Here is a 12673-nt window from a genome sequence, read left to right as displayed (position 1 = left end):
TACTAATACACCTATTTATATTATATTTTAATGAATAACAACGATATTTTTTCGGAAGAATTAGGAGACAATCATATTGGTACTTCAATCGAAAATCCGGTTCGTAAAGATGCTTTTGATTTAACCGATGATCAAAAAATTGAATTAATCAAAAAAGATGTAACCAATATTTTGACTACATTGGGAATGGATTTAACCGATGACAGTATGAAAGGCACTCCAAATCGAGTGGCGAAAATGTTTGTCAAAGAAATTTTTGGTGGATTAAATCCGTCACGAAAGCCGAGTTCTTCTACGTTTGAAAACGGATATAAATACGGAGAAATGTTGGTTGAAAAAAACATCACACTTTATTCTACTTGCGAACATCATTTGCTTCCTATTGTAGGAAGAGCTCACGTGGCTTACATTTCCAGTGGACAAGTAATTGGTTTGTCTAAAATGAACAGAATTGTGGATTATTTTGCAAAACGTCCTCAAGTTCAGGAAAGACTTACGATGCAAATTGTGAAAGAATTACAAAAAGCATTGAATACTGAAGATGTTGCTTGTGTGATTGATGCAAAGCATTTGTGTGTAAATTCAAGAGGAATCAGAGATATTGAAAGTAGCACGGTTACTTCGGAATTTGGCGGAAAATTTAAAGACGAAAAAGTTAGAAGAGAGTTTTTGGACTATATTAAATTGGAGACGAAGTTTTAGAGGGTTATCCGTTGTCAGTTATCTGTTCTCAGTTGTTGGTTTTTTGTCGATAATTAGAATTTCTATTGAATTCTGAAAATTTAGGTAAAGAAATCCGTGAAAATCAAACAATAGTGAAACTATCAAAATCTGTGAAAACCTGTGTTTAGCGTTAGCTAATTCGTTAAATCCGTGTTCCATTAAAGATTACAAAAAAAATTGAAAATTATATAAGTAATAATGAAGTTATACGAAAATCAAACCTTAAAAATATACAATTCGCTTTCGGGTGAAAAAGAAGTTTTTAAACCAATTCACGAAGGAAATGTGGGAATGTATGTGTGTGGACCAACGGTTTACAGCAATGTTCACCTTGGAAACGTGCGGACTTTTATGAGTTTTGATGTGATTTTTCGTTATTTTCTTCATTTGGGTTACAAAGTTCGCTATGTGCGAAATATTACCGACGCCGGACATTTGGAAAATGATGCAGAGGAAGGTGAAGACCGAATTGCCAAAAAAGCCCGCATCGAGCAATTGGAACCGATGGAAATTGTGCAACGCTATACAGTTGATTTTCATACGATTTTGCATAAATTAAATTTTCTTCCGCCAAGTATTGAACCTACTGCAACTGGTCATATTATTGAACAACAGGAGATTATACAAAAAATTATTGATAATGGTTTTGCGTATGAATCAAACGGTTCCGTTTATTTTGATGTAAAAAAGTTTAATGAAACGCATCATTACGGAAAATTGAGCGGCAGAAACATTGAAGATATGATTGCGAATACACGTGATTTGGACGGTGTTTCGGATAAAAAGAGTCCGCAAGATTTTGCCTTGTGGAAAAAAGCTGAACCACAGCACATTATGCGTTGGCCTTCGCCGTGGGGAATTGGTTTTCCGGGTTGGCATTTGGAATGTACGGCAATGAGTACTAAATATTTAGGTGAAAAATTTGATATTCATGGTGGTGGAATGGATTTGAAATTTCCGCACCACGAATGTGAAATTGCTCAAAACGAAGCATGCACAGGACATAGTCCGGTGAACATTTGGATGCACGCCAATATGTTAACGCTCAACGGAAAAAAAATGGCTAAATCCACAGGAAATTATATTTTACCAAATGAAATCTTTGAAGGAGGAAATCCTTTATTAACTAGAACTTACACCCCTAATGTTTTTAGATTTTGCATGTTAAAATCTCATTATAGAAATGTAATGGATTTTAGTGAAAAATCTATGATTGAAGCTGAAATAAATTTAAATTCAATACTTGAAGCCATTAAAAAATTAGATACAATTTCTCCATCCGAGTTTTCTTTTATTGATTATGAGTATACTTATTCTAATCAAAAGAATTTCGTTGAAGAATTTGAAAATTCAGCTTACAAATCATTAAATGATGATTTCAACACTCCTGTTTTAATCTCGCACCTGTTAACTATTTCTAAAGTTATTGAAAAAATTTATAATAAAATTGGAAACGCATCAATCAATAAAAAAGATTTGATAAGATTAAAAGAACTCATGAAATCATTTACTTTTGATATATTAGGAATAATTGACAAACAAGAAGAAAGTAATAATTCTGAAAAATTAGAAGGCGTTGTTAATTTGATGATTCAAATGCGAAACGAAGCCCGTGCGAATAAAGATTTTGCTCTTTCGGATCAAATTCGTGATCAACTTTTGTCTGTTGGAATACAATTGAAAGATGGGAAAGATGGGACGAGTTTTAGTGTGAATTAATCCTCCCCCCGACCCCCTCCGAAGGAGGGGGAGACGAGATGTTGAAAATTTATGCTAAATTGGTAGGTTTGAATCCACTTAAATCCATTATAGCTAGCTATTAAAATCAGCGGAAATCTATTAAATCTAAAAAATCCGTGTGCCATTGAGTTCGTTTTATTCAAAAACACCAAAATCAATGCTAAAAAAAATAATTCAGTTTCCTTTTATTTTTCTGATTCGATTTTACCAAGCTGTTATTTCGCCTCTTACTCCGGCGACTTGTCGATTTGAGCCTACTTGTTCGCATTATTCGGCAGAAGCAATTCAGAAACACGGCGTTATAAAAGGGATTTGGCTTTCTATGAAACGAATTTCAAAATGCCATCCTTGGGGAAAAAGCGGTTATGATCCGGTTCCCTAATTTCATTTTTTAAGAATTAATTAAATGTTCGAAATTGCAAGTTCAGCGAAATTCGTTTACATTTACGTCAAATAACATATTTATGGTTACATCGTTTTTGGCTTTTGTCTGGAATCCTTCAGAAGGAATTGAAATTGGTTCTTTTGTAATTCGCTATTATAGTTTGATGTTCGTGGTTGCTTTTGCATTAGGCTGGTATATTATGAAACACATTTTTATCAGAGAAAATGAACCATTGGAAAAATTGGACAGTTTATTTATTTACACTGTTGTTGCTACTTTAATTGGTGCCCGATTGGGACATGTGATTTTCTATCAATCTGAATTATTTAGAGAAGATCCATTGAGTATCCTCTTGCCTATTCGAACAAAACCTGAATTTGAGTTTACCGGATTTTCCGGATTAGCGAGTCATGGAGCAGCAATTGCTATTATTTTGTTTATGGTTTATTTTAGTAAAAAAATAATGAAACAATCTTTGTTATGGATGTTGGATCGCGTCGTAATTCCGGTGGCGAGTGGGGCAATATTTGTTAGATTAGGGAATTTTTTCAATTCTGAGATTGTTGGACATGAAACTAATTCTGCTTTTGGAATTAAGTTTGTTCAGGATTTTTACAGTAAGAATGATGCAGTTTTAAATACTAAAATAGCCAATCCGAAAGAAGCGTATAAAGCCATTTCTGATAATCCGGAGTTTTCTTATTTGTTAGATAAAGTTCCGGCTTTGCATCCATCGCAATTATATGAAGCGTTTGGTTATATTTTTGTTTTTCTGATTTTGTTTTTTATGTATTGGAAAACAGAGGCCAGAAAAAAAGAGGGTTTACTTTTTGGAATGTTCATGGTTTTACTTTGGTCAGTTCGATTTGTTGTTGAATTTGTAAAAGCCAGTCAAGGTGGTTTTGAAGAGTATTCAACTTTTAATGCGTTGACAACCGGACAATGGTTAAGTATTCCGTTTGTTTTGATTGGATTGTATTATATTTTTAGACCGAAGAAAGTGTAAATTTATTTATAAGTATCGTTATATAAACCGGCTTGATGTCGGTTTTTTTATTTTAGAAAAATAAATTAAAAACATTACTGCTATTTTTTTAAGAAAAATAAACGAATCGAGATAAATTGTGATTTATTCTTGACCGATGCAGAAAGGAACATGATTTCATTTTTTAGCCCCGACCCGCCTACCGGCAGGCAGGTTGAAGTGGAAATCTTTTTGTTGAGAGCTTTGCTCGTGAACAAAAAATTGGAACGGAAAGCGGGAATATGGTTTACTGAAAAAGCCCGAGCCATTCGCTTCTTACTGTTATCGGTTGTCTGTTATCGGTTGGTTGTCTGTTGTCTGTTTTCTGTTGACGGATAACAGACAACGGACAACAGTTAGTAATCTCCAAATATTTATTTATTGTGTCTAACGTGAGGTTTTTTGAAAAGATAAACGTTGAACTTTTTGATTGCTATGCAAAAAACAAAACCCGACACAAGGCCGGGTTTATATTGATAAGTAAATAATTTACTATTCTTCTTTCTTTAAAGCTCTTTTTCTTTCTTCTTCTTTATTAACTGTATCGGCCATTAAAGGAGTTGCAATGAATAAGGAAGAGTAAGTTCCCACCAAGATACCAACTAAAATAGCAAATACGAATCCACGGATGGTTTCTCCACCTAAGATAAAGATGGCAAACAATACGATTAACGTAGTTAACGATGTATTAACTGTTCTACTGATTGTTGTGTTTAATGCTTTATTTACTACTTGATTAAACGTTCCTTCTTCATGTGTTCCTAAGAACTCACGAACACGGTCAAAAACAATTACGGTATCGTTTAACGAATAACCAATTACAGTTAAAATTGCAGCGATGAATGCTTGGTCGATTTCCATGTTAAATGGTAAGTACTTCCAGAATAAAGAGTAAACCCCAAGTACGATGATCACGTCATGGAATACTGCTCCAACAGCACCTAATGAGAACTGCCATTTTCTGAAACTAATTAATAAGTAAAGGAAAACTACTAATAATGATCCTAAAACAGCCCAATATGAATTTGTTTTGATGTCTTCTGCAATGGTAGGACCAACTTTAGAAGCTTGCAAAATACCAATTTCTTTACCTTCAAAGTTAGTAACAAAATTTTCATAAGATGTGTTAGGGAAATAGGATTTTAATCCCTCAAATAATTTTTCATTCACTTCTTTATCAACTCCTTCACTCTCTTCGTTTACCTTATATTTAGTAGTAATTTTTAACTGATTATCATTACCAAAGGTTTTTGCTTCTACATTGGTTCCAAAAGTTTCGGTTAATGCTGAGCTTACTTCACTCGCAGTAACTTCTTTATCAAAACGAACTTGGAAAGTACGTCCACCCACAAAATCAACACCTTGATTTAATCCGTTAACAAAGAACAAAGAAACTAAAGAAATAATTACTAACACACTTGAAATAGCATAAGCAATTTTCTTTTTACTCAAGAAATCGATGTTCATATTTTTGAACCAATTGTGTGTCATTGGTGTTGAAAAAGAAAGATTTTGATTTTTCTTCACGCTCCAATCCAAGAATAATCTTGTAATGAAAATAGAAGTAAATAACGATGTTCCAATACCAATTAATAAAGTGGTAGCAAATCCTTTGATTGGACCTGTTCCGAATACTAATAAAATTAATGCTGTTAAGGCTGTAGTAATGTTTGCATCAAAAATAGAAGACATTGCACCTTTCCAAGTGAATGAATAGTTCACTGCTTCTTCTAATGTTTTGCCCGCATCTAATTCTTCTTTTGCTCGTTCAAAAATAATTACGTTTGCATCTACCGCCATACCAATGGTTAAAACGATACCGGCAATACCTGGTAAAGTTAATACAGCACCTAAACTTGCTAAAATTCCGAAGATAAACAAGATGTTTATTAATAAAGAGAAGTTAGCATAAATACCTGCTTTTCCATAATATAAAATCATCCAAAGAACCACTAACACCATTCCGATAAGGAAAGACAACATACCATCTTCAATAGCTTCTTGACCTAACGATGGTCCAACTACATCAGACTGAACGATATCTGCTTTTGCCGGTAATTTACCTGCTCTTAAAACGTTGGCTAAATCTTTTGTTTCATCAATCGTAAAACTTCCTGAGATCTCAGAACTTCCACCGGAAATTGGTCCCGATGAAACACCTGGTGCAGAATAAACAATATTATCTAAAACGATAGCAATACTACTCTTTTGAGTAAAAGCTTTACCCGTTAATTCTTCCCATTGTTTAGCACCTTTTCCATTCATTTGCATGGATACGGCTGGTTTTCCAAACTGGTCAAATGTTTCTCTGGCATCCACAACAACACCACCACTAATGGCTGGTTTTCCTACACGACCGTCAGATTTTAAAGCATATAATTCAACTGCTTCTACTTTTTCTTTTTTCTCGTTATCAATGGTAGTTGGTTTACCCCATACAAAACGAGCAAAACGCAACTCAGGTGACAATAAAGCTTTGCTGCTACTTCTATTTATATATTCATTGATTACAGCAGTATCTTTTGGTGCAAAATAGCCCAAAACAGGACCACCACCGTACGATATCATTTTATCAAATAAAGGATTATTACCTTTCGCGTTGGCTAAAGAATCTTTTGAAGCATCAGTTAATAAAGAGTCAATTCCAGTTTTAGTAGTTTCTTTTGTATCAACTTTTACTTCAGTTGCTTTTAAATTTTCGTTTAATTGACCTAAGAAAGGAGCAACTTCTTCAAATTTATGCGTTTCCCAAAACTCTAATTGAGCCGTACTTTGTAATAAATTTTTAATACGGTCAACATCTTTTGCACCAGGTAATTCTACTAAAATTCTTCCGGTTTCGCCTAATTGTTGAATGTTTGGTTGAGTAACCCCAAATTTATCGATACGTTTTCTAAGTACTTCAAAAGCACTTAAAACAGATTCGTTTACTTTTCTTTTGATAACTGCTTTAACCTGAGCATCAGTCATTTTTAAATCAATATCACCATCTAAGTTTTTGTTGAAGAAAACATCAGGTGAAGCTAATTTTACTCTTCCTTTTGATTCTGCATCAAAAGCTTCAAAAAAGGCATCCAAATAAGTTTGGTTTCCTTTGATATTTTTAGTTGCATCGGCTAAAGCTTTGTTGAAGACCGGATCTTGTGATTCATTTGATAATCCAACCAAAATGTCTTTTACAGAAATTTGAAGTATTACGTTAATTCCTCCTTCAAGGTCAAGCCCTTTGTTGATTTGCTTATCTTTTACCTCATTATAAGTATAATCTGTGAAACCTAAATTGAACACTTTTTCTCTACCGATTGAGTCTAAATATTTAGCTTCTTTAGCTACATCATCTCCGGCAAAAGCTTTGGCATCCGATTTAACTTTATTGGCCACAAAAGTGAATGAAAGTTGGTAAATACATACCAATGCAAATAAAATTGCGAAAAATTTAATAAGTCCTTTACTCTGCATTATTACTTGAATTAATTAATTTTTGTTGGTTAAGGTTTTGATTTATAAGTAAAAAGAAAATAAGTCATTCTTTTCGATTTTATAAAACGTGCAAATATATAATTATGAATAGGATTAACCAATTTATTTATCGATTAATCTCAAAAAAAAGACTGCAAAATTGCAGTCTCTTCTATATTATATGAAAAATGTTATGCTAAAACCGATTTCAAATCAGCATTCATTGCTCTAACTGCATCAGCACTTTTGGCAAATTTTGCTTTTTCTTCTTCGTTTAAGTCAATATCAACTATTTTCTCAATTCCGTTTTTACCGATAATACAAGGCACACCTATACAAATATCGCTTTGACCATATTCACCTTCTAAAAATACTGAACAAGGAATCATTTTCTTTTGGTCGTTCAAAATACTATCTACTAAATAAGCTACCGAAGCTCCCGGAGCATACCAAGCTGAAGTACCTAACAATGCTGTTAAAGTTGCACCTCCAACCATTGTATCAGCTGCTACTTTATCTAATTTTTCTGCTGATAAAAATTCAGAAACCGGAACACCATTGTAAGCTGCTAAACGAGTCAATGGAATCATCGTAGTATCGCCGTGACCACCAATTACCATTCCGTGAATATCATTGGCAGGTTTGTCTAATGCTTGTGACAAATACGTTTTGAAACGTGAACTATCTAACGCACCACCCATTCCGATGATTCTGTTTTTTGGTAAACCGGTTGCTTTCAACGTTAAATACGTCATCGTATCCATTGGGTTTGAAACCACAACTACGATTGCATTTGGTGAATGTTGCAACAAACTTTCCGCTACTGATTTTACAATTCCTGCATTAATTCCGATTAGCTCTTCACGAGTCATTCCCGGTTTTCTTGGAATTCCTGATGTAATGACAACCACATCACTTCCGGACGTTTTTGAATAATCGTTTGTGCTTCCTGATACTTTTGTATTAAAACCTAACGTGGTTTGTGTTTGCATGATATCTAATGCTTTCCCTTCGGCAAAACCTTCACGGATATCTAACAATACAATTTCGCTGGCAATTCTTCTGTAAGCAATTGCATCGGCACATGTTGCACCCACGTTTCCTGCTCCTACAATGGTAACTTTCATTTTATTGATTTTTTATATTTATATAATAATTTATGCGTCAATTTTTGCGTAAACTGCATTTTTCTCAATAAACTCTCTTCTTGGCGGAACTTCGTCTCCCATCAACATCGAGAAAACACGATCTGCTTCCGCTAAACTATCAATAGTAACTTGACGTAGCGTTCTGAAATCCGGATTCAATGTTGTTTCCCAAAGTTGTTCCGCATTCATCTCTCCTAAACCTTTATAACGTTGAATTGCAGCAGAACCTCCTAAACGTTGATTAATCAAATCACGTTGATCATCATTCCAAGCATATTCTTTTTTATTTCCTTTTTTCACTAAATATAAAGGTGGCGTAGCAATATAAACGTGACCGCCTTCAATCAACTCCTTCATAAAACGGAAGAAGAACGTTAGAATCAACGTAGAAATGTGACTACCATCCACGTCGGCATCACACATAATAACTACTTTATGGTATCGTAATTTTTCTAAGTTTAAAGCTTTAGAATCTTCAGCTGTTCCGATGGTTACACCCAACGCCGTGAAAATATTTCTAATCTCTTCGTTTTCAAACACTTTGTGATGCATCGCTTTCTCCACATTCAAAATCTTACCACGAAGCGGTAAAATCGCTTGAAATGCTCTGTCACGACCTTGTTTTGCCGTTCCACCAGCCGAATCTCCCTCGACTAAGAAAATCTCACATTTTTCTGGATCTTGTTCAGAACAATCTGAAAGTTTACCAGGCAATCCACCGCCACCTAAAACAGTTTTGCGTTGCACCATCTCACGAGCTTTTTTCGCTGCGTGACGAGCTTGTGCTGCCAAAATTACCTTTTGAACAATAATTTTTGCATCATTCGGATTCTCTTCTAAATAATTCTCCAACATTTCCGCAACCGACTGACTTACCGGAGAAACAACCTCACGGTTTCCAAGTTTGGTTTTGGTTTGTCCTTCAAATTGTGGTTCTTGTACTTTTACCGAAATAATAGCAGTTAATCCTTCACGGAAATCGTCTCCTGAAATTTCAAATTTTAATTTATCTAATAAACCTGAACTATCGGCATATTTCTTTAATGTACGGGTTAATCCCATACGGAAACCTTGCAAGTGCGTTCCACCTTCGTGCGTGTTGATATTGTTTACATACGAAAAAATATTCTCCGAATAACTTGTATTATAAACCAACGCCACTTCCACCGGAATTTCGCCTTTTTCATTATCCATGCTAATCACGTGCGAAATGATTGGTTCACGGTTTCCATCTAAAAACTTAACGAATTCTTTCAATCCTTCTTTCGAATGGAAAGTCTCAGTTACTAATTCGCCTTTGTCATCCAAATGTCTTTTATCACACATTGTAATCGTGATTCCTTTATTCAAAAAGGAAAGTTCACGCATACGAGCGGCTAACGTATCATAGGAAAACTCGATCGTTTGTGTAAAAATGGTTGTATCGGGTTTAAATGTAACCATTGTTCCGCGTTTGGTCGTTTCACCAATTTGCTTCACAGGATACATCGCTTTTCCACGTTCATACTCTTGTTCGTATATTTTACCATCTCTAAAAACGGTCGCTCTCAAATGGTCAGAAAGTGCGTTCACACACGAAACCCCAACCCCGTGAAGACCTCCGGAAACTTTATACGAATCTTTATCAAACTTACCTCCTGCTCCAATTTTGGTCATAACCACCTCAAGAGCCGAAACGCCTTCTTTTTTATGAATATCAACCGGAATTCCACGTCCGTTATCTTCAACCGAAATGGAATTATCTTCGTTTATAAAAACCGTTATGGTATCACAATGTCCGGCCAACGCCTCATCAATCGAGTTATCCACAACCTCATAAACCAAGTGGTGCAAACCTCTCACACCTGTATCGCCAATGTACATGGAAGGACGCATTCTCACGTGCTCCATTCCCTCTAATGCCTGAATACTATCTGCTGAATAACTATTCTTTTTGATTTCTTCGCTCATATAAATTTAATGCTAAAATGTATTTTTTGTCAAACACGCAAATATACGGAATTGTGAGGGATTTTCTATGTTAACTCCATCACAAAGAAGATAAGTTATTAACAAATTGTTGATTTATTTTTACTGTTTTTTGAAGATTTTTTCTCTGAAATTTCCAAGAAAAATGTTGATTTGGGCGTGCCCCTCCGACAAGCTACGGGTCAGGCTTTTCGTTGCAAGTCCTCGTCCAAAGGTTGGTTTTTGTCGGATTGTGCTCGGCTTCTTTTGTCGCCGGCACAACCCGCAAAAACTCAACCTTTGTCCTGCGGGCTTTTCACTTCAATCCTTCACGCGGGTGAGTGCTAGGGAAAGAATTTGTGGTTTGTTTTGAAATTTTGAATGAGGAAGAGTCAAATTGTTGGGGATTTGGTATATTTGATGAAAACAATTTATTAAAAATTACATATCTCCTATTGAATTTAAACTTTTGTAATAAATAATGATTTATTTAATTTCATATGAAATAGATTTGAACTGACAAAATATTATATGGAAAACAAAAAAAAACAACATTATGTATGGAAAGAATACTTAAGATCTTGGTGTAATTCTAAAGACCAAATTCATACTTACATAAAAAGCACAGATAAAACAATTATCTCGAACTTGACTGGAGTTGTGCAACAAAGATATTTCTATTCTCTAGAAGATTTCACAATTGAAGAAGAAGATAATCTTGAACTCTTGGTGAAAAATTTCAGTAATGAAAGTATGTTAAAAACAAATATGGTATTATTTGAACTTTATACTTCTTACTCAAAATCAAAGAGATTATTTGATAACGATAAAATAGCTAGTGAAAATAAATTTAAAATTGACGAATTATTACTTTCGTTAAAAACTAATGCGTTGGAAGATTTCCATTCGATAATTGAAAACTTAGGCAGCAAGATAATGCAAGTAAAATCTTTAAATGATTTAGCTTATTTAGACAATGAAGATGAAGAATTTAAAACTATGATGTATTTATGCATACAATATTTGAGAACGAAAAAACATAAGAATTTAATTGAAAAAAACATAATGAATTTTAATAACGTTATCCCAAAATACATTAATCTTATATCTCTATTATTCTCACAAATAATAACTTCTCATTTTTTGAACGATAAAAAGACGAGATATGTTCTTTATGAAAATTTAACCGACGTAGCTTTTATAACTTCTGATCAACCTTTATTAAATCTCTCAAAGGATAATAAAGATCAATTTGGTTTTCCATTATTATTTGAATTATTTTACCCTATAAATCCAAAAATAGCTATAATGATTAGTAAAATAGAAAAATATAAAAAGTATGAATGTATTAAAATAGACGAATCTAAAGTTAATGAATTAAATGAATTTGTGTTTAAAAACTCAGATGAATTTGTATTTTCAGTATCAGAAAATCAATTAGAGTATTATAAAAATCGCTTTCAATTTTAAAAATGTTAAGGATAAAGTATCAATATATTGTGTATTTAATATATTAGCTGAAAAATAAAACACAATAATTTTCTCACTTGAAAATTATAATTTTAGAATGAAGAAATCATTAAATTAAAATTATGAAAAAACTATTAATAATTGCATTGTTAATTTCCAATTATTGTCAAAGTCAGTGCAATGAAATGATTGTAACGAATGATGATGTATCTGAAACAACAACAATTAAATCTGAAAAAATAGTTATTAACGATTTATCAATAACAGTGTGGTGTTTCCCTCACAATAAGAGTCTATATATTTTAGATTTTATAGTAAAAGATAAATGTGTAGATTATGAGAGTGAAATAATTATTTGTTTCAAAAATGGAGAAAAAGTCAAGTGGTATAATACTTCATATAATTTTAATTGCAAAGGGCAAAGTGCTTTTAAAATATCTCAAAAAAACAAAAAACTATTTACTACAGAAGAAATATCATTAATTAGAGTTGGTACAAATAAAGAAAATTTTTATCAGGTTGAATTAAACGATGAAGAATCTGCATTTTTATTAAAAACATTACAGTGTGCATATAATCGAGAAGATTGGAGTAAGCTAATGAAATACAAGCAATAAGAATATAAGAAACATAACTTAATAAAAATTACATATTTCTATAAATAGAAAGTCTCCCAATTGTGTCATTTCGAGGCACGAGAAATCACATAAAATAAATAACCCAATATTTGCCTAGCGTAACTTGCTAAACGATATGTGATTTCTCCTATCGTCGAAA

Annotated in this window: 9 protein-coding genes; 6 read left to right on the top strand and 3 right to left on the bottom strand. The window is 33.3% G+C overall.

Translation table 11 applies throughout. From position 1 onward, the window contains the following. Positions 1-30 precede the first annotated feature (30 nt). From folE to lgt, 4 genes are all read left to right on the top strand, one after another. Positions 31-702 carry a GTP cyclohydrolase I FolE gene (gene folE / locus M0M57_RS13140; protein WP_248433485.1) on the top strand — a complete coding sequence of 224 codons (672 nt, stop codon included), beginning with the start codon at positions 31-33 and terminating at the stop codon, positions 700-702. Between the two features lie 219 nt (positions 703-921). Then, positions 922-2442 carry a cysteine--tRNA ligase gene (gene cysS / locus M0M57_RS13135; RefSeq protein ID WP_248433484.1) on the top strand — a complete coding sequence of 507 codons (1521 nt, stop codon included), beginning with the start codon at positions 922-924 and terminating at the stop codon, positions 2440-2442. A 178-nt stretch (positions 2443-2620) separates the two neighbouring features. Then, positions 2621-2845 (top strand): membrane protein insertion efficiency factor YidD, encoded by a 225-nt coding sequence (gene yidD / locus M0M57_RS13130; RefSeq protein WP_248433483.1) that lies wholly within the window; start codon positions 2621-2623, stop codon positions 2843-2845. 82 nt (positions 2846-2927) lie between these two features. Continuing rightward, positions 2928-3854 carry a prolipoprotein diacylglyceryl transferase gene (gene lgt, locus M0M57_RS13125; protein ID WP_248433482.1) on the top strand — a complete coding sequence of 309 codons (927 nt, stop codon included), beginning with the start codon at positions 2928-2930 and terminating at the stop codon, positions 3852-3854. 510 nt (positions 3855-4364) lie between these two features. On the opposite strand, the gene secDF is transcribed toward lgt, so the two are convergent. From secDF to gyrB, 3 genes are all read right to left on the bottom strand, one after another. Further along, a complete protein-coding gene (gene secDF, locus M0M57_RS13120) occupies positions 4365-7331 on the bottom strand; it encodes a protein translocase subunit SecDF (protein WP_248433481.1) in 2967 nt (988 codons plus the stop codon). Positions 7332-7522: 191 nt separating this feature from the next. Next, positions 7523-8458 (bottom strand): malate dehydrogenase, encoded by a 936-nt coding sequence (mdh, locus tag M0M57_RS13115; protein WP_248433480.1) that lies wholly within the window; start codon positions 8456-8458, stop codon positions 7523-7525. Positions 8459-8488: 30 nt separating this feature from the next. Next, positions 8489-10429 carry a DNA topoisomerase (ATP-hydrolyzing) subunit B gene (gene gyrB, locus M0M57_RS13110; protein ID WP_248433479.1) on the bottom strand — a complete coding sequence of 647 codons (1941 nt, stop codon included), beginning with the start codon at positions 10427-10429 and terminating at the stop codon, positions 8489-8491. A gap of 528 nt (positions 10430-10957) precedes the next feature. Between gyrB and M0M57_RS13105 the strand changes: the two genes are divergently transcribed. Together M0M57_RS13105 and M0M57_RS13100 are read left to right on the top strand one after the other, a co-directional pair. Then, the gene (locus M0M57_RS13105; protein ID WP_248433478.1) at positions 10958-11896 is read left to right on the top strand and encodes a DUF4238 domain-containing protein; all 939 of its coding nucleotides are present in this window, start codon (positions 10958-10960) and stop codon (positions 11894-11896) included. 122 nt (positions 11897-12018) lie between these two features. Then, positions 12019-12513, top strand: coding sequence for a hypothetical protein (locus tag M0M57_RS13100; RefSeq protein ID WP_248433477.1), 495 nt, complete (start codon positions 12019-12021; stop codon positions 12511-12513). Positions 12514-12673: the final 160 nt, after the last annotated feature.

The sequence above is a fragment of the Flavobacterium azooxidireducens genome, from assembly GCF_023195775.1.
Taxonomy (GTDB): Bacteria; Bacteroidota; Bacteroidia; order Flavobacteriales; family Flavobacteriaceae; genus Flavobacterium; species Flavobacterium azooxidireducens.
Note: the sequence above shows the minus strand (reverse complement) of the source record. Positions and strands in the feature narration are given on the sequence as shown.